13 protein-coding genes are annotated in these 17,968 nt (G+C 43.0%); 5 read left to right on the top strand and 8 right to left on the bottom strand.

The window, feature by feature from the left end:
- Window positions 1-89: 89 nt before the first annotated feature.
- Entirely contained in the window at window positions 90-689 is a 600-nt protein-coding gene (locus LC036_RS17290; RefSeq protein WP_226585571.1) for a flavin reductase family protein, read from the top strand.
- A gap of 37 nt (window positions 690-726) precedes the next feature.
- Here the strand turns inward: LC036_RS17290 and LC036_RS17285 are convergent, their stop codons facing one another.
- Window positions 727-1,527: a DUF2935 domain-containing protein gene (locus LC036_RS17285; RefSeq protein ID WP_226585569.1), complete on the bottom strand. Its 801-nt coding sequence runs from the start codon at window positions 1,525-1,527 to the stop codon at window positions 727-729.
- Window positions 1,528-1,881: 354 nt separating this feature from the next.
- On the opposite strand from LC036_RS17285, the gene LC036_RS17280 reads away from it, so the two are divergent.
- Genes LC036_RS17280 through LC036_RS17265 form a run of 4 tightly spaced genes read left to right on the top strand, consistent with a single transcriptional unit; the run spans window position 1,882 to window position 5,641 of the window.
- Window positions 1,882-2,259, top strand: a complete 378-nt coding sequence (locus LC036_RS17280; RefSeq protein ID WP_226585567.1) for a GntR family transcriptional regulator — start codon at window positions 1,882-1,884, stop codon at window positions 2,257-2,259.
- Complete coding sequence (locus LC036_RS17275; RefSeq protein ID WP_226585565.1) at window positions 2,252-3,151, top strand: ABC transporter ATP-binding protein; 900 nt, start codon at window positions 2,252-2,254, stop codon at window positions 3,149-3,151. The genes LC036_RS17280 and LC036_RS17275 overlap by 8 nt, the downstream gene beginning before the upstream one ends.
- On the top strand, window positions 3,126-5,102 hold the full coding sequence (locus tag LC036_RS17270) for a DUF6449 domain-containing protein (RefSeq protein ID WP_226585563.1): 1,977 nt from the start codon (window positions 3,126-3,128) through the stop codon (window positions 5,100-5,102). Before LC036_RS17275 ends, LC036_RS17270 begins: the two co-directional genes overlap by 26 nt.
- Window positions 5,103-5,134: 32 nt before the next feature.
- Complete coding sequence (locus tag LC036_RS17265) at window positions 5,135-5,641, top strand: RNA polymerase sigma factor (RefSeq protein WP_264188448.1); 507 nt, start codon at window positions 5,135-5,137, stop codon at window positions 5,639-5,641.
- A gap of 84 nt (window positions 5,642-5,725) precedes the next feature.
- Here LC036_RS17265 and LC036_RS17260 read toward each other — a convergent pair whose 3' ends face one another.
- The 7 genes from LC036_RS17260 to LC036_RS17230 all read right to left on the bottom strand — a co-directional run bounded on the left by LC036_RS17260 (window position 5,726) and on the right by LC036_RS17230 (window position 17,967).
- Window positions 5,726-6,196 (bottom strand): PCYCGC domain-containing protein, encoded by a 471-nt coding sequence (locus tag LC036_RS17260; protein WP_226585559.1) that lies wholly within the window; start codon window positions 6,194-6,196, stop codon window positions 5,726-5,728.
- A 95-nt stretch (window positions 6,197-6,291) separates the two neighbouring features.
- Window positions 6,292-7,926, bottom strand: a complete 1,635-nt coding sequence (locus LC036_RS17255; RefSeq protein WP_226585551.1) for a thiamine pyrophosphate-binding protein — start codon at window positions 7,924-7,926, stop codon at window positions 6,292-6,294.
- Window positions 7,927-7,930: 4 nt separating this feature from the next.
- A complete protein-coding gene (locus tag LC036_RS17250; protein ID WP_226585549.1) occupies window positions 7,931-10,744 on the bottom strand; it encodes an EAL domain-containing protein in 2,814 nt (937 codons plus the stop codon).
- Window positions 10,745-10,873: 129 nt separating this feature from the next.
- Window positions 10,874-12,052 (bottom strand): chromate efflux transporter, encoded by a 1,179-nt coding sequence (gene chrA, locus LC036_RS17245; RefSeq protein WP_226585547.1) that lies wholly within the window; start codon window positions 12,050-12,052, stop codon window positions 10,874-10,876.
- Window positions 12,045-12,368: a PadR family transcriptional regulator gene (locus tag LC036_RS17240; RefSeq protein ID WP_413229994.1), complete on the bottom strand. Its 324-nt coding sequence runs from the start codon at window positions 12,366-12,368 to the stop codon at window positions 12,045-12,047. Before LC036_RS17240 ends, chrA begins: the two co-directional genes overlap by 8 nt.
- Window positions 12,369-12,671: 303 nt before the next feature.
- Entirely contained in the window at window positions 12,672-16,127 is a 3,456-nt protein-coding gene (gene metH, locus LC036_RS17235) for a methionine synthase (RefSeq protein WP_226585544.1), read from the bottom strand.
- Window positions 16,108-17,967, bottom strand: coding sequence for a bifunctional homocysteine S-methyltransferase/methylenetetrahydrofolate reductase (locus LC036_RS17230; RefSeq protein WP_226585542.1), 1,860 nt, complete (start codon window positions 17,965-17,967; stop codon window positions 16,108-16,110). The genes metH and LC036_RS17230 overlap by 20 nt, the downstream gene beginning before the upstream one ends.
- Window position 17,968 lies beyond the last annotated feature (1 nt).

The following is a 17,968-nucleotide window of genomic DNA, read 5'->3' as shown; positions in this document are numbered from 1 at the left end:
TTAATGTTAAACAAAAGCCTTACAGCGTGAGGGAATTAGGAAATTAGCGTAAGATAGAAGGGAGAGATACGAAAAGGAGAGGTGTACATATGAAGATTGATAAAGAACAGTTTCACAATCACAAGATGAGTAAATTGATTAAAGGGGCTGTCGTTCCCCGTCCGATTGCCTGGGTGTCTTCCATCAGCAGGCAGGGGGTTAAAAACCTTGCTCCTTTTAGTTTTTTTACTGTAGCTTCTATGGATCCCATTACCCTCTGTTTTTCTGTGGGAGCATCCGACCGGGAGAAGGATACGCTTGCCAATATTAAAGAAATGAAGCAGTTTGTCATTAACCTGGTATCCGAGCCTTTAGCCAACCAAATGCATGAGAGCAGTAAATCCTATGGTCCAGATATTGACGAGTTTGAACAGGCAGGTACGGCTTTTGAAGATGCTGACTATGTTCAGGTGCCCCGTGTGAAAGAATCTCCTGTTCATATGGAGTGTGAGCTGGACCAGGTTATAGAGATAGGGACAGGGAGTCTCGTTCTTGGAACCCTTGTTGGTTATCACATTCAAGAAGATGTCTATCAGGAAACGGATAAAGTAAATCCTTATCAATTGAAGCCTGTGGGTCGAATGGCAGGAGATTACAGTTATATCCGCGAATTCTATTCCCTTCCAAATAAGAATTTATCAAAAGAATAACAAAAGCCGTGCAGCCTTATGGGCTGCACGGCTTTTGTTATTCTGTCCGGGGCTTTGTAGGATCACAGCCTGAAAAACATCCATCTGTCACCTCCGCCAACTTATAAAGATAATAACACTCTTCTCTCGCCATATGATCGGCCATTAACGGGGAGGAACGGCAAAGGCTGGTTTTATCAAGCTCCATCTCTTCCAACTCTTTGAGAAACGTTTGAAAGAGTTTTAACTCCAGAGCTGCTTCATCATTAAGTTTTTGCAGGGCGGGAAAGGAGGGGTGGTTTAAAAGTAGATACTCTTTCATTTCGGTCGCTTTTAAGTGAAACTGCTGAAAATGATCGCGGAACATTTTACTTTTTTCTTTCCATTCACTTTCAATCTCGTCTATCTCGTCATAAATGTCTCCAGCATGCCATGAAGCATCCATCAGCCAGAGCATGTGGTGGTGCAGCTCATGGAAGAGTGGCGGAGTGTCACCTTTCGCTAGAAAGCTAAGAACGAGAAGATATTCTTCTAATTCATTGACCATGTGATTAAGAAAAGAAGTGCTCAACAGCATGTTTACCTGTCCCAGTGATAAAAGTCCTGTAAGATCCCGTTTGAACCGGTAAAATCCCCTTGCCTTGTCCCCCACGTACCGGGAAAAAACTTTATAATTCAGCCCCTCCTGCACTCGGACTTCATCAAGCAGATCATCCCACAAGTGAACATATTCAATCGCCTTCTTCATTGTTTCTTCTTCAGAATCACATAGTGAGTTTCGAATAAAGCGCGCATGATCTCCAAGAATCTGCAACCAGAACAAGTGCTCAAAACGTGCCTGTTCTGCATAATCTTTCAACGGTTTTCACCCTCTTTGTTAGTTCCTCGTCCTATTTATACGTATTCAATTCACTGACCTTTCATGAAATCTAAAACAAGTGCTCTTCTTTAATACTCTCGTTTATTCTTACAGCTTATAGGACGAGTCCTCATTTATCAGGGACATTCAATGTGGAGGTGGATCCTTTTCTTTCTGTATTGAGAACCTGTTCAACCATATTCTCAACTATTAAGTGAGCGGAAGGGACTACAAAAATTCACAGCAAAAATTATCCAAAAAAGCCTTTTCAAAACAAAACCCATTCGGTATAATACTGTACTAGAAGTAATAATACAGTTAGTACAGATAAAATACACCGATGGAGGTGCATAAATGTTTGAATTGGACGTTAGGAGCCGGAAACCTATCTATGAGCAGCTGGTGGAGAAGATGAAGCAGTTGATTATTCATAATGTTTTAAAGGGCGATGAAAAACTTCCTTCTGTCAGAGAGTTGGCCCAACAATTAACGATCAACCCGAATACCATTCAGAAAGCCTATCGTGAGTTAGAATCTCAAGGATATATCTATTCCCTCAAAGGTAAGGGAAGTTTTGTTCACCCTTCCAGTGAGGTCGATAATAAGGAGGAATTAAAAAAAGTGAGAGAAGAGTTAAAGCAGCTATTCGCAGAAGCGATCTATTTAGGAATGACCTCAGAGGAAATATCAGCCCTTCTCCATGAAGTCGAAGGAGGTAAGCAGGATGATTGAAGTACGTAATATCCATAAATCGTTTAATAAAACAGAAATCTTAAATGATGTTACCTTTCACGTTCAAAAAGGATCCATTTATGGCCTGCTAGGTTCAAACGGGGCGGGTAAAACAACGCTGATGAGGATACTCGCAGGTATACTTAAACAGGATCGCGGGGATGTTCGTATTCTGGAGGGTGAAATTTTTGAGAATCGTCGCGTAAAAGAAAAAATGGTTTTTATCTCAGATCACCTATATTTTCTTCCACAGTATACAACAAGACAGATGGCTGATTTTTATCGTTCTATGTACCCGGGATGGAATGAAGAACGCTACGAAAAGATGAAGAAGATCTTTCACCTGGATGAAAAAAAGAAAATCAGCCAATTTTCCAAAGGTATGCAGCGTCAAGTAGCTTTCTGGCTGGCCGTTTCTGCTATGCCCGATGTGCTGATCCTTGATGAACCGTTTGATGGTTTAGATGCGGTCATGAGGCAGAAGGTAAGAAACCTGATTGTTCAAGATGTAGCTGAGCGTGAAATGACCGTCTTGATTTCTTCTCACAATTTACGTGAAGTAGAAGACCTTTGCGATCATGTAGGGATTTTACATAAAGGAGAAATTCTTCTTGAACGTGACTTGGATGATTTAAAAGCAGATGTTCATAAGATTCAGGTGGCATTCAAAGACGAAACTTTTAATGCTTCAAAAGCTGGATTGGATATCCTTCATAAGGAAGTTCGAGGGAGTGTCTACCTTTTAATTGTCCGAGGAAACGAACAAACTGTCGCAGATACGATTCATGCCTTCCATCCTCTTGTCTATGACAGACTACCGTTGACGTTAGAAGAAATATTTATCTATGAAATGGGAGGTGCGGGCTATGCCTTTGAAAACATCCTGGTTTAATAAAGAAATGATCAAGCAGGATTTCAGAAGTGCCGGGTGGATTAGTATTGTCTATTTCCTTGGCTTGTTTTTTCTGGGTCCTTTACAACTATTTATGATTTTAAGCAGGGAAGAGCCAAGAATGAATTTTACGAAGGGGCTTTTTGGAGATCTGTTTGGGTTTCATGTGCAGATGATTTTTCTGTTTGTGATGCCGGTTCTTATGGCAGTGTTCCTGTTTCGATATTTACATGTAAAGGAGGCATCTGATTTTGCCCACAGCTTTCCGATGAAGCGGGGGAAATTATTCAATCATCACATTGCTTCTGGATTACTACTGTTACTGGTACCGATTTTATTGAATTACGTCATATTCCTTATTTCAGCTGTAAGTGTTAACTTAACCGATTACTATACACTGGCTGAACTTGGGTACTGGCTCTGGCTGTTTAGTTTTGTGACCATTCTTATTTTTATGACAGCTGTTTTTATTGGTACGTTGACAGGGCTGTCGGCTGTACAGGGAATCCTGACCTATATCTTACTTCTATTTCCGGCAGGAATCTATGGTCTAATCTCTTATCACCTGACTTCCTATATCAATGGCTTTTCGGGTGATATCGCGATGAATCGTCATATTGAGTATTTTTCACCCATTGTCGATGTAGCGACATACAGCAATACCGGTATGTATGAGGCGGGTATTCCTGTTCAACCGATCGCTTTGGTCATTTATGGAGCAGCCGCCATTCTTTTTTATCTGTCTGCCTGGACGTTGTATAAAAAGAGAAGGATGGAGTCCGCCTCCCGGGCCATTGCGGTAACTAAACTAAATCCAGTGTTTAAATTCGGGGTCATGTTCTGTTTTGCTCTTTTCGGAGGGATGTACTTTGGTTTGACGCAGCATTCCTATGGCTGGATGGCTGCCGGTTATATTATAGGCGGTACGTTTGGCTATTTTGCTGCCGTGATGCTTTTAGAAAAAAACTGGCGCGTGTTTAAGGGAAAACATATAAAAGGCTGGACATTCTATGGAATGGGTACAGGTCTTTTGATTTTTATCATTCCATTGTTCTGGCAAAGCTATGAATCTTTCATACCGGAGCAGGAAAACGTAAAGCAAGTGTACTTAGGGGATCACTATTATCAATATGAGAGAGGTGAAGATCTTACTTATATTTCTTCTCCGGATGCTATAAAGTCTGTCATCGAACTACATGAAGATTTAATAGAAGAAAGTACTCCTATGAATGGCGGCAATAACTATTTCTTCCTTGCTTATCAAATGGAGAATGGAGAAGAAGTGTTCAGACAGTACCAGGTGGATAAACACTTAGACTCTATAAAAGAGGTCTTTGAAACAGATGAATATAAAGAAATCAGATATCCAGCCTTGGGATTAAACAACTCTGATATTCAAAAACTGACGCTTCAGACGAGACTTAATAACCAAGAACAAACCATAGTAGAACCTGAACGGATTAAAGAGTTTATGGGTGCAGTTCGGGAAGATCTCTACCACTTATCTTATGAACAGTTGGTAAACCCAAAGGGGATGTCATCCTGGGTTACGTTCCTTGTTGAAGGGGAGGAAGATAACCCTTATGAGATGAGGGTCTATCCTTCTTATGATCAAACAGCTGCATGGCTGAAAGAAGAAGGCCTTTATGAATCTTTTTTCATACAGGCTGATGACATTGAAAAAGCAGAAATTTACGCATGGCCTGAGGAGAAGGAATACAGCGGAACACACGCTCGTTTTGTTTTTGACCGGCTGAGAGAAGACGGTGTAACACCATTAGAGGTAAGGGGTGAAGAGAAGGTGGACCGGCTGCTTCAGGCAAGAGGCGACAAGGAGCAGGGCGCTTATATTGTTGTGCTCTACCTTGATGAAAGTAACCCGGATTATAATGAAGTCTTAAGTTTTGAGGAAGACGAAGCTCCTGCTTTTATTAAGCAACATTTTGAATAAAGGGAGAGAAATGATGGATGGACTTTCATGATATGTACAAGCGACATTATCAACGTGTTTATTATACGGCGCTGAAAGTAATAAAGGATCCTTGTTCAGCTGAAGATATTCTTCAAGAAACATTTATCAAAGCGTATAACAAACTGGATGGAGTACGGGAAGAGGAAAAAGCGGGTTCATGGCTTTGTACTATTGCTCATAGGAAAGCAATAGATTTATTAAGGAAAGAGAAGAAGGCCATTCTTGTTTCACTCGAACATCTGCCTCCGGCAAAAGCGAAGAAAGATGGATCCGGTTCAGACGTGGAGCGGTTGTGTGAATATCGTCATATGGAAGAGGATATTAAACGGCGGGTGAGCACCTTATCACCAAAATTGAGGGTAGTCTTTCAGTTAAGTTATGACAAAAACATGGTGGAAAAAGAAATTGCGCATGAGCTTCGCATTTCACAAGCAGCGGTTAAATCCCGTCTGCATCGAGCAAGAAGGGTCATGAAAAAAAATATGGAGAAAGAGATCAAGCATTTCTCAACAGCTTAAGCGGATTTTAAACCTTAAAATTATGACCTCCTCAACATTAGATAACCAAAAAAGCAGCTTCCTTGCGATAAGGAAGCTGCTTTTTTATAAAGCTGGTGTCGGGGTTGGTTCAGCGTATCCGTTCTCGTAGGAGTCATCGATGTTTTTTCGAATCTCCTCGAGGGATTTTCCGTCTTGTAACTGCTTTATTGATTGAGCGGCAATTTCTAAACATACGCCGCATTTTGTTCCGTGATCGTCCCAGACGATTGAACCATCCTCTTTGCTATCGTGAACAAAGCAGTCATAGTTGTTTTTGTGTCCGACGCTTTCCCCACAGCCGCAGTAGCACGGCATGTTCTCCAAAAGTTCTTCATGTTGAGCAGCCGCTGCGTAAATGGTTTGGATATTTTCGGGCTTTTCGACTAAAAAGCCAGGCAGGGCTTCGATGGAAGCTGTTTCTTCTCTCACATCCCCGTGGACATGCTCAATATGGCTTTCTTCGGTTTCGGATGAGCAGCCGCTAAGGGAGGTACCTATAAGAATGATCAGTAAAAGTGATCCTATTTTTTTCATCTGAAAAGCACCCTCTTATCATTTGATAGTTTTATCATAAAGAGGGTGCTTAAGATAATCAATCTTTCTCAAAAAAGTTCAACCATTACTCACATTTATTTTCCAAATGAGGAAAGGAATTTGACACGGTCACCCATAGGAGGAACGTTATCATCTACCAGGGAAACTTCTAAAACAGCAGGTCCATCGGTGTTCAGTACAGCAGCTAAATTCTCTTGATTAATATCTTCCATTGATTCAATTCTTGCATTGGGAACACCTAGAGATTCCGACATTTTTGCGATATCGACGGCTTCTTGACCGAAACGACCATGGGCCCGCTGGTATTGGAGGGAATGTCCATGATGGACCATTCCAAGCCTTGCATTATTCATAACGATAAATAAAACGGGGATGTTGTATTCTTTGGCTGTTAACAGTTCCATTCCGTGCATAAAGAAACAACCGTCTCCGGTGATACTGACAGTTGGACGATCTAAATCTGCCAGTTTTGCTCCAATTGCACTGCCGATTCCACTTCCCATTGCGCCGAAATGCACGTTAATATCAAAAGAATCCTGGGTGCGTACATCCATGTGATGAACCACATAAGCCATAAACTCACCAATATCGATTGTGTAACGGGTGTTCTCTGGAAGCTGTTCTTGTAAAGAGAGTAAGACATTTCGTGTATTGTATTCTTCCCGCTTTGTCTCTGGAGTGCGGTTGAGAACTTCTTTCTGCATTCGTTTTATACCCATTCCGTTCAAAGTCGAGATTAGAGAGGAAACCGTTACATCGATATCACCATGGATAGCAAAGTCAACGGCATACTTTCGTCCGAATACGCTGGCATCATAATCTACTTGAATCAATGTTCGTTCCTGAGCTAAATTGGGGTTCCAGTTATTAGTAGCTGTTTCCCCAAGACTTGAACCTAAAACGAGGATGGTTTCTTCCGTTCCTTCGTTAATCAGCTGTGATGCACCATCATGACCAGCAAATCCGAAAATCCCTTTTAAAAGGGGGTGGTCATCAGGGATATACCCTTTGGCTTGTGGTGTTGTCACAATTGGCCATTGCAGCGTTTCCGCAAGTTCTAAAACATCATCTACGGCACCACGAATTCCTTGTCCGACAAAGATAAAACCGCCGCTGGTGTCTTTCATCTTTTCAGCTGCTTGTTGAATAAGCCCGTCTTCAGGAAGCAGAGGCAGCCGCTTTGGAAATTCAGGGATGGAAGGAGCGGTAATATCCTGCAGCTGCACATCAATCGGCATGGCAATATGGACAGGCCCGGGAACGCCGGTCATGGCTATTTCCACGGCTTTATGAATTTCAGGAAGTAAATCTTCTGCGTGGTCTACTCGCTGGCTGTACTTTGTAACAGATTGATAGAGAGGATCGGCATGCAGTTCCTGAGAAGCATTTAAGCCAACAGTGTCTACAGGGACAGCTCCTGTCAGAAATAGGACAGGAAGGTGTTCACGCATGGCATTGGCTGCGCCTGTTACTAAGTTGGTTCCTCCAGGCCCGCTGCTGCCGATACACACCCCTAAGGAGTCAGAGTATTTCGCATAGGCGGCTGCCATGTAAGAGGCTGCACCTTCATGCTTAGCTACAACAGGTGTAATCGAGGGTGTATCGTAAAGCTCATCAAACAGAGCGTTTACAGACCCTGCTGGGATTCCAAAAATGTAGGACACTTTTCCTGATACTAGATAATCGAGTACGGCACGAACAGATTTCATTTAGTTAGCTCCTTTTATATTCCATATTTAAATAGCGGTTTTCAAAAGCGTCACATGGCAGTGGTTGACTATAGTAAAATCCCTGCACCCAGTAACAGCCGTGTTCAGCAAGAAAATTAGTCTGATTTTTCTTTTCTACGCCTTCTGCAATAACATTCAGCCCTAAACTATTTGCTAAAGTAATGATCGTCTTCGTGATGGCTGCATTATCCTGATTGGTCGTTACGTTATCAATGAAAGATTTATCTATTTTAAGTGTATCGACAGGGAAATCTCTCAAGTATCCTAAAGAAGAATAGCCGGTCCCGAAATCGTCAATGGAGAGCTGTATGCCTAATTCTTTTAACTCCTCTATAGTCTTCATCGTCTGGGAGGTGTTGTTAAGAATGATAGTCTCTGTTAGCTCCAGTTCCAGGAGAGAAGCTGGAAGGTTGGTTTCTTTCAAAATATCAGCGATGACAGGAGCGAGTTTCGGCTGGTTAAACTGTTGTGGTGAGAGGTTAGCCGAGACAATTAAAGAGGTGTGCCCCTCATCGAACCATATCCTCATCTGCCTGCAGGCTTGTTTAATGACCCACTCTCCAAGCAGTGTAATTAACCCCGTTTCCTCGGCAAGTGGAATAAAGTGAGCGGGGGATATAGTGCCAAGAGTTGGGTGGTTCCATCGTACAAGAGCTTCCATGCCGATTAATTGATCAGTTCGTACATCGACCTTTGGTTGATAGTACAATTCAAATTCACTATCGTGCTGGAGTGCTTTAAAAAGATCATTTTCGAGCTGGATTTGTTCAACAGCACGATTTTCAATTTCAGGTGAAAACAATTGATATTGATTTCCTGTCAGCTCTTTTGCCTTATACATCGCAACATCCGCGTGTTTTATAAGCGTCTCAGCAGTCTCTCCATTATCAGGAAACAGACTGATACCGATACTTGTTTTGACCGCGATTTCCTGTTGGGAGATCGTAAAAGGTTTGTCAAATGCCTGAAGGATCATCTGGGAGCAGTTAATGGCACATTCGGTCCTTTTAATAGTTGGGAGCAGAATGATGAACTCATCCCCTCCCTGTCTTGATACAGTTGCTTCTTTAGGAATGGCTTCCTGCAGGCGGAAAGCGACTTCTTTTAATACCTGATCTCCAAAGCTGTGACCGAATGTATCATTAATTTTCTTGAAGCGGTCCAGGTCAAGGAACAAAACAGCCATTGGTTTTGCAGTCAGTTCAGCGTAGCTGATCGCCTGATTCAGTCGGTCATGAAACAATACACGATTCGGTATATTGGTCACACTATCGTAGTAGGCGTGGTATTTAATTTTTTCTTCCATTTGTTTTCTTGACGTTACGTCTTTAAATGTAACGACATATCCAATTGTGGTTTGTCCTTCTTTTTTAGGAGTAATCACATATTCTACGGGAAACATTGCCCCATTCTTTTTAATAAAATATTGATCTTGTTGATCATTTTTTTTCTTCCAATCGTAGATGTCTTTGAAAGAATAGGTCATAATATTATCATTTTCCCATTTGAAAATTTTTAGATAAGAGAGGGTCGTGATTTCACCTTCATCATTATATCCAAGTAATTTCGTGGCCGAAGGATTGGCGAAAGTGATGTTCCCGTAAAGGTCTATGCCGAAAATCCCTTCACCGGCAGAGTTAAGGATGAGGTCTTTTTCTCTGCTGATCTGTTGTAATTCAGTAATGGCTTCTTCGAGCTCATGGTTTTTCTGTGTCAATTCAGATGTCCGGGCATGAATGATCATTTCTTGTTTTTCCATATACAGAAGGTTAAAGAGAACAGGTGATGTTGTATCGACGATGGATTCTGCCAGCTGACGGGCGGAGTCCGGGTATATGTAGTCTTTTTCATCCAAGTTGACAATGGCTATCGCTCCAAGAACTTCACCGAGGGAAACTAATGGAATCATATATAAACCCTTAATGTTGAATTGTTCACATATCTCTTTGTTCACCCGGCTGTCAGAATGCACATCTGGAATCAACACAGATGTTTTTGTATCAATTACTTCCTGGAATACTTGATCGTTTTTATGATCAAACTGGACCTCTTTATGAGTGGCTTTCCACGCTTCTTCTGTCCAGGCGCTGTTTTTGCTGAGACCGGCCGGCTTTATTTGGTGTTCAGCTACTGGATCAACAAAGTGCGCTCCAATATTTGGGTTTTGTAAAACTTCCCCTACATAATAGAAACATTTATCAAGAGCTTCTTGTAACGAAGAGCAGAGGGAAAGGTCGCGCGTTACGTTCAGGAGCAGCTGCTTTTCTGAAATGAGTTTCTCTTTTCTGGTAAGGTTGTTGGCGTTTCGGATCGCTACAGCAGCCATATTGACATAGGCTTTAACTGATTCAATCTCTGACTTTGTTAAGTTCATTGGACTCCCGTAATCGAACAAGAAAACGAGGCCGTAAAGTTCGTCTTCATAGGAAATTGGAGCGACGAGCAGAGAATTTATCTTGAACGCATCGATAGCACGCTGGTCCGGCCGGTCGTCTTTTGTTGTATCCGGAATATAAATGGCCTTTCTTGTTTCAATTACTTCTTTTGCTAAGAGATCATAATCAGGGTCAACAATGTGCATATCAAGTGTCATGCCATTGATCAGGGAAGGTTTACCGACATATCCTTGGTATGTACCGTCTTCACGTGGTAAATAAATCCCTACTGAGTCGCATCTCATGATTTCTTCAGATATGGCTGTTACCACATGTTCTAATACATCGCGTAAATCAAGCTCTGTGTTGATCAGCTTAGTGATTTGGGCGAGGCGAGAATATCTAGTTTGTTCATCAGCCATTGAAAAACCTCCATAGGTGTCATATTTTGATAATGTTCGACTATTATAGTATACTTCCTGCAAAAGAACTGGATTTTTTACAAAAAAACAAATAAAAAGGCACAAAAGTAATACTTTTGTGCCAAATTTCTACAGTAAGTTTATGAGGGCGCCTGCACCGACTCCAATCAAGACGATTGCCCAGGCGGGTACTTTAAAGAAGTGTAGTAAAGCAAAAAGGATGGCAGCCAGAGCGAAATCTGCGCCCTCCATAATAGAACTTTTAATGACCGGATCATAAAAGGCGGCCAGCAGTATACCTACGACACTCGCATTCACTCCTGTAAGCACACCCTGAAAGGCAGGTCGCTTTCTCAATTCATTTAGAAACGGTAGAGCAGCTATTAAAAAGAGAAAGGAAGGAAGGAAAATGCCGGCAGTTGCTACTGCAGCTCCGAGAATGCCTTCAATCATTGTACCGAGATAACTTGAAAATGTGAAAAGGGGTCCCGGTACGGCCTGAGCCATTCCATACCCCGCAAGAAACTCGTTGGCTGTCAGCCATCCAGTAGGAACAACTTCTCTCTCAAGCATAGGCAGAACAACATGTCCCCCTCCGAACACAAGAGAACCAACCCGGAAGAATGTATCGAACAATTGAATCAGTCCATTTTCAGTGTTTCTGGCCAGTACAGGAAGCAGAGTTAGAAGCGCAATAAGAACGCTGAGTGAAGCGATCCCTGCTTTTTTGGAAAATGTGACAGGAAAGGGCTGTATTTTCGATTTAGAAACATTTGAAAAGACCTTCCATCCAAAAGTACCTGCAGCCAGGATGATCAGCAGCTGCATCCACGCGGATGGATAAAGCAATAGGATAAGAGCAGAAAATAATGCAATAGCTATTCTCGGCTGATCAGGTGTTAATTTTTTTCCAAGGCCGATTAATGCATGGAGAACAACAGCAGCTGCCACCACCTTTAGACTATGAATGAAACCGGCACCTGCAAGGTCATAGGTTTGATAAATGAGCGCAAATAAAACCAGGACAATAATAGAGGGGACAGTGAAGCCGATCCATGAGATGATTCCACCCAATAACCCACCTCGTAGCATCCCGATGGCAATGCCGACCTGACTGCTGGCTGGTCCGGGCAGAAACTGACAAAGGGCAATGATATCTGCATAGGTTTTATCATCCAGCCATTTCTTTCGGTCTATATATTCATCCTTAAAATAGGCGAGGTGGGCAACTGGACCGCCAAAGGATGTAAAACCAAGTTTTGTCGAAGCTTTAAAAATTTCAAATAAAGAGTTTTTTGATTTATTCATGATTGTCATTCCTCCAATCTCTTCCCAACACTTCTTCTGCAAGCTCCCGTACCTGTTCTTTCCCTTCAGAAAGAACGTCTTTACCTTTCTCTGTAATCACATAATATTTTCGTACCTTTCCTTCCACTTTTTCTTCATACTTTCTCAGCAATCCATCCTTGTGGAGTTGTTTCAATGTCGGGTATAGGGTTCCCGGGCTGATATCATAGCCATGAGAAGACAATTCTTCCATTAAAAATGCTCCATAAATCGGTTCAATACTTGCATGCCACAGAATATGGATTTTGATTGACCCAAGAAAAAAGTCTCTAAGCATATGTTCCACCTCCATTATCGGATATCGATATCAGAATACGATATTACTGGGGGAATTGACAATATAAAAAAGGAATTTTACAACATCTTAACTTATCAACGATGAATTTTAAGAGCGGGGGAAGACCAAGATGATTTAAAACATGCGGGACCTGACCGTGAGTTTCTTTTCTGCATTCAAGTGGCTTTAGAATAGAGGGTTTCGTTAGAGTTCTTTAGAAAATTGAAACAAGCCTGAATGGTGCTTCGTCCATTCAGGCTTGCTTTATCGTCTTTATTAGACATCTTTAAGAGGGGAAGCTGTCTACAGGACATTGAAATAACGGGCTTCTGGATGAGCAAATACCATTGCAGTTACAGAAGCTTCAGGTTCCATCATACATTCTTCCGTCAATTGTATTCCAATCTCCTCTGGTTGAATGAGCTGGAAAAGCTTTCTTTGATCATCCAGTTCAGGACATGCCGGGTATCCGAATGAATATCTCTGTCCCTGGTATTTGGCTGAAAAACGTTCCTGCATGGTGAAATCAGTTGGATCTGAAAATCCCCATTTATCCCGCATCTGCTGGTGCACCTGCTCTGCCAAACCTTCAGCTGTTTCGAGGGCTAGTGCCTGCAATGCATGGCTTTCTAAGTAATGCCCTTGATCTTTGAGGGTGGTGGAACGCTGACGTATTCCTTTCCCGGCTGTCACTGCAAAGAATCCAACGTAGTCCATCTCACCACTGGTTACAGAGCGTAAATAATCGGCTAAACACAAGTATGGTTCCTTATTCTGTCGTGGGAACGTAAAGCGTTCAATGACCGTTTTTTTATCTCCTGGATCATAGATGATTACATCGTCTCCATCAGATTGAGCAGGAAAGAACCGGTACATGGATGATGGTTCAATCCATGATTCATTTTTCGCTTTCTTCAACAATCCATTAACGACATCATTAAGGTGGACAGCCTTCTCATTCCCTTCCTCTAAAAGTTTATTGAACTTCCCTTTTAAACCCAGGTGGTGTCCAATCAGCATTTGTTTATTAATATAAGGCTCTATGTGAGCAACTGGATGTTTTCGAATCACATGCTTCTCAAAATCGTGCGGGCGAAAAACTGGCACGGTCGTCGACACCGTAGATTTAGGTTTCACTGCCACCGCTGTCCCTCCAGCCGGTTCAGGTGCAGGTCTGTTTGCTCTTGATAAAGCAGCTACTTGTTTTTCTGCCTGTTCATTTAAAAAGGTATCGCGCTGATCCTTATTGCTTAACTGGTTCGAGATGGAAAGCCCATCCATCGCATCTTTTGCATATAAAACAGGCCCATCATACTCCGTTGCAATCCTTGTATGTGTAAACTTACGGGATAAAGCGGCACCTCCGACAAGGATAGGAAGAGAAATGTTCTGTTGTTTTAAGTCCTGGGCCGTTAACACCATCTGCTGGGCAGACTTGACCAGAAGGCCGGAGAGACCAATAATTGTTGGCTCTTCCTTTTTGACTTGCTGGATTAACTCAGCAGGAGTGACTTTAATGCCGAGATCCACCACCTCAAACCCATTATTGCTTAAGATGATTTCAACAAGGTTCTTACCAATGTCATGGACGTCCCCTTTAACTGTCGCCAGCAGTACTTTTCCTTTCTTATTGGATGTGTCGCCTTTTTCCATATGAGGCTCAAGGAAAGCGACAGATGTTTTCATGACTTCAGCGCTTTGTAAAACCTCAGCGACAATCAGCTGGTTATCATTAAATAAACGGCCGACTTCAGTCATCCCATTCATCAGTGGTCCGTTAATAATAGAAAGGGGCGTCTCATACTCCTGAAGAGCTTTCTCAAGATCCGGCAGGAGTCCTTCCTTCGTTCCTTCGACTACATAGTGCGCCAGCCGCTCATCCAGATTCATAGTTGACGTAGGTGCTTTTGTTTCCTTCTTCCTTCCCCGGTAAAATGCGGTGAAGGATGCAAGGGTATCACCATCTGTTTTGAAAAGGAGCTCATCTGCCAGTTCAATTTCCTCTTTTTTAATGGAAGCATATCGCTCCAGCTTCTCTGTATTCACAATTGCATAGTCAAGACCTGCTTTCGTACAGTGATACAAGTAAACGGCATTTAAGACTTCGCGTCCAACAGGCGGCAGGCCGAAGGACACATTGCTGACACCAAGGACTGTCTGGCAGAGCGGAAGATGTTCTTTAATGAGTCGAATACCATTAATTGTAGCTTCTGCTGAACCAATGTACTGCTCATCGCCTGTTCCAACAGGGAACACAAGAGGGTCGAAGATAATATCCTGTGGGTTAAGTTGATATTCATGAACGAGGATATTATAGGATCTTTGAGCAATTTCTAATTTACGCTGCGCTGTTACAGCCATCCCTTCTTCGTCAATCGTTCCCACTACAACGGCTGCTCCGTATTGTTTTACAAGAGGAAGGACTTCTTTAAAGCGTTCCTCTCCGTCTTCTAAGTTGATGGAATTGATTAGGACTTTCCCTTGTGAGTAGGTGAGCGCTTTTCGGATAACTTCTACATCAGTAGAATCAATCACAAGGGGAACTTTTACTTTGTTGACGACTTGTTTCATGAAATCTTCCATATCTTCTGCTTCATCACGGTCTGGATCAGCCAGGCAGATATCGATCACCTGCGCTCCTTTTTTGACCTGTGCACGTGCAATTTCGGAAGCTTCCTCAAACTTCCCTTCAGCGATCAGGCGTTTGAATTTTCTCGAGCCGATGACATTCGTACGCTCCCCGATAAGAATCGGACGGTCGGCAGGATCATCATAAATTAAAGGTTCTATGCCTGCCAGGGCATGAGCATGCGAAACCGGGGCTGTTCGTGGAGGGTAACCTTCTACAGCATCAGCGATCGCACGGATGTGGTCCGGTGTGGTTCCACAGCAGCCACCAACAAGGTTCAGCCATCCTTTTTCAGCGAATCCAGCAACCTTTGCTGCTAAAGATTCCGGCGTTTCATGATAGTTTCCGTCTTCATCCGGCAGACCTGCATTGGGATAGCAGCTGACGGCGGTTGTTGCAAGATCGGAAAGCGAACGAAGATGATCACGCATGAATTCAGGACCTGTTGCACAGTTCAGACCGACGACACTTGGTTTCATATGTTCAAGAGATAAATAAAAGGCTTCTATGCTTTGACCAGCCAGTGTCGTTCCCATCGGTTCTATCGTCCCGGAAATGATGAGCGGCAGTTCTTTTTCTAAAGATTCACTCGCACGTGTAATTCCAAGGAAAGCTGCTTTTACGTTCAGCATATCCTGCGACGTTTCTAACAAGAGAAGGTCGACATCGCCTTTGATCAGTCCGCGGACCTGCTCTTCATAGGCATCAGCGAGAGCGTCAAAAGTCGTTCCACCTGTGACAGATAGTGTTTTTGTCGTTGGACCCATGGCTCCGGCTACATATCGGGGGCGCGCAGGAGTGCTGTATCGTTCTGCTGCTTTTTTGGCAATCTTAGCCGCTTCGATATTTATTTCTTCAGCAAGGTGGCCAAGGTCATATTCGTCAAGAACAAGACTCGTAGCACCAAATGTATTGGTTTCAATAATATCTGCTCCTGCTTCCAGGTAACGGGAGTGAATAGAATCAAGCAGGGCCGGGAAGGTGAGGTTTAAGTATTCGTTACAACCGTCATACGCTTCACCTCCAAAGTCTTCCGGGCTTAGATCTGCTTCTTGTAACATCGTACCCATAGCACCGTCCAAAATGAGTATTTTTTTCTCCAGTTGTTTATCAAACCATGTGGATGCCATTAGAAATCTTCCTTTCACGTTCCGCTGTTTTCTCTTTAATATAGTTCGTCAATTCTACAGTCATTTCATATCTTAAGAACGGAGTAATGAGATAAATCCCGTTAAATAGATCGAGAGCGGCATCGATGAGAGATTTTGAGATGCTGATGCCTTCCGCCTGGGCCTTCACCCTGTCTGTACCAGCACGTTCCATGCGCTCTAAAATTTCAGAAGACAGTGTAATTCCAGGGACTTCATTGTGTAGGAATTCAGCGTTTCTAGCACTGGTTAAGGGCATAATTCCAATATAGACTGGGGCTTCGATATGCTTGGTAGCTTCATAAACTTCAATCATTTGTTTTTCGTTGAAGACAGGTTGGCTGATGAAGTAGTCTGCCCCATACTTAATTTTCTTCTCCATCCGTCCCACTGCGCGATTTAAGTTACGGACGTTAGGGTTGAAAGCTGCCGCAACAGAGAAAGAAGTACTCTCACCTAATGACTTTCCTGAAAACGAGATCCCTTTATTTAATTGTTTGATGGAATGGATTAAATCAAAAGAAGATAAATCGTAAACAGATGTGGCTCCCGGGAAGTCGCCAATCTTTGTCGGATCCCCAGTGACAGCCAAAACCTGTCGGATGCCGAGGGTGTGAAGTCCCATTAAATGTGATTGAAGACCAAGCAGGTTTCTGTCACGGCAGGCGATATGGACAAGCGGGTCGACATTATATCTTTCTTTAATAATGGAAGCCATCGCTGTGTTGCTTATACGAGGTGAAGCCAGCGAGTTGTCAGCAAGAGTAATAGAGTTTACTCCTGCTTCATGAAGAGCTTTGGCTCCTTCCAGGAAACGATCCGTTTTTAACTTCTTGGGTGGATCAAGCTCTACAATGATTGACCGTCCATTTCTGGCAGCTTCGTGCAGGTGTGGGCGCTGATCTTTTGGAGAGGCAGACGTTACCTCCGTTTTCTTTCTATAGGGAACAACTTTATGGGTGATGGGTGCTTTGGCTTTAACCCTGGCAGCAATGGCTTCAATATGCTCAGGAGTTGTTCCGCAGCATCCGCCGATGAGTCTGGCTCCTTGTTCATAAAGTGATTGTGCGCTCTTTTGAAAGTAGTTTGGATCTGTCGGGTAAACGAGACGTCCATCCTGAAAAGCTGGAAGGCTGGCATTTGGATAAGCAGATAGAACGGCTTTTTTTGGAAGAGGAACCTCTTCGAGTGATTGAATAGTGTGATAGGGACCGAGACGGCAGTTAACACCAACAACGTCAGCCCCTTTTTCCTCTAAATGAAGCAGTGCATCTGGGAGCGGTGTCCCGTCCTGAAGGACTCCGGCTTCGTGCATAGACACCTGCGCAATGATAGGGAGGTCTGTTTCTTTTCTTGCAATATCTAAGACTGTCTTTATTTCCTCGAGGTCATAATACGTTTCTAGAAGCAGTCCATCTACTTCTTCAAAGAGGAGACAGTATAATTGCTCCCTGAAGCTGCGTTTGATCTCTTCTAAAGATACGTCTTCTTTCTGTGCACCACGAATTCCGCCAATGGTTCCGACAACATATTGGGATGGTCCTGCTGCTTTTCTCGCTAATTGAACTGCTGCTGTATTGATAGCTTTCACTTGATCTTGTAAACCGTAACGGGACAATTTAATATAGTTGGCTCCGTATGTGTTTGTTTGAATAAGATCTGCGCCTGCATGCACATAAGCGAGATGAACATCTAACACTTCTTTAGCATGCGACAGGTTCAGCTCTTCAAAGCAGCGGTCAATGCCGTATGAGTAGAGGAGGGTCCCCATGGCCCCGTCTCCAATTAGAGTTTTTTCCTGCAATGCTTTTCTTAAATCCATG

Source organism: Halobacillus litoralis, assembly GCF_020524025.1.
GTDB classification, from domain to species: Bacteria; Bacillota; Bacilli; order Bacillales; family Halobacillaceae; genus Halobacillus; species Halobacillus litoralis_D.
The sequence above is the reverse complement of the archived record's forward strand: the minus strand, read 5'-3'. Positions and strand labels throughout refer to the sequence as shown.

Coding starts and splice junctions, on each gene's coding strand:
- LC036_RS17290 (WP_226585571.1), top strand. CDS start 90: ATGAAGATTGATAAAGAACAGTTTCACAATCACAAGATGAGTAAATTG.
- LC036_RS17280 (WP_226585567.1), top strand. CDS start 1,882: ATGTTTGAATTGGACGTTAGGAGCCGGAAACCTATCTATGAGCAGCTG.
- LC036_RS17275 (WP_226585565.1), top strand. CDS start 2,252: ATGATTGAAGTACGTAATATCCATAAATCGTTTAATAAAACAGAAATC.
- LC036_RS17270 (WP_226585563.1), top strand. CDS start 3,126: ATGCCTTTGAAAACATCCTGGTTTAATAAAGAAATGATCAAGCAGGAT.
- LC036_RS17265 (WP_264188448.1), top strand. CDS start 5,135: ATGTACAAGCGACATTATCAACGTGTTTATTATACGGCGCTGAAAGTA.
- LC036_RS17260 (WP_226585559.1), bottom strand. CDS start 6,196: ATGAAAAAAATAGGATCACTTTTACTGATCATTCTTATAGGTACCTCC.
- LC036_RS17255 (WP_226585551.1), bottom strand. CDS start 7,926: ATGAAATCTGTTCGTGCCGTACTCGATTATCTAGTATCAGGAAAAGTG.
- LC036_RS17250 (WP_226585549.1), bottom strand. CDS start 10,744: ATGGCTGATGAACAAACTAGATATTCTCGCCTCGCCCAAATCACTAAG.
- chrA (WP_226585547.1), bottom strand. CDS start 12,052: ATGAATAAATCAAAAAACTCTTTATTTGAAATTTTTAAAGCTTCGACA.
- LC036_RS17240 (WP_413229994.1), bottom strand. CDS start 12,368: ATGCTTAGAGACTTTTTTCTTGGGTCAATCAAAATCCATATTCTGTGG.
- metH (WP_226585544.1), bottom strand. CDS start 16,127: ATGGCATCCACATGGTTTGATAAACAACTGGAGAAAAAAATACTCATT.
- LC036_RS17230 (WP_226585542.1), bottom strand. CDS start 17,967: ATGGATTTAAGAAAAGCATTGCAGGAAAAAACTCTAATTGGAGACGGG.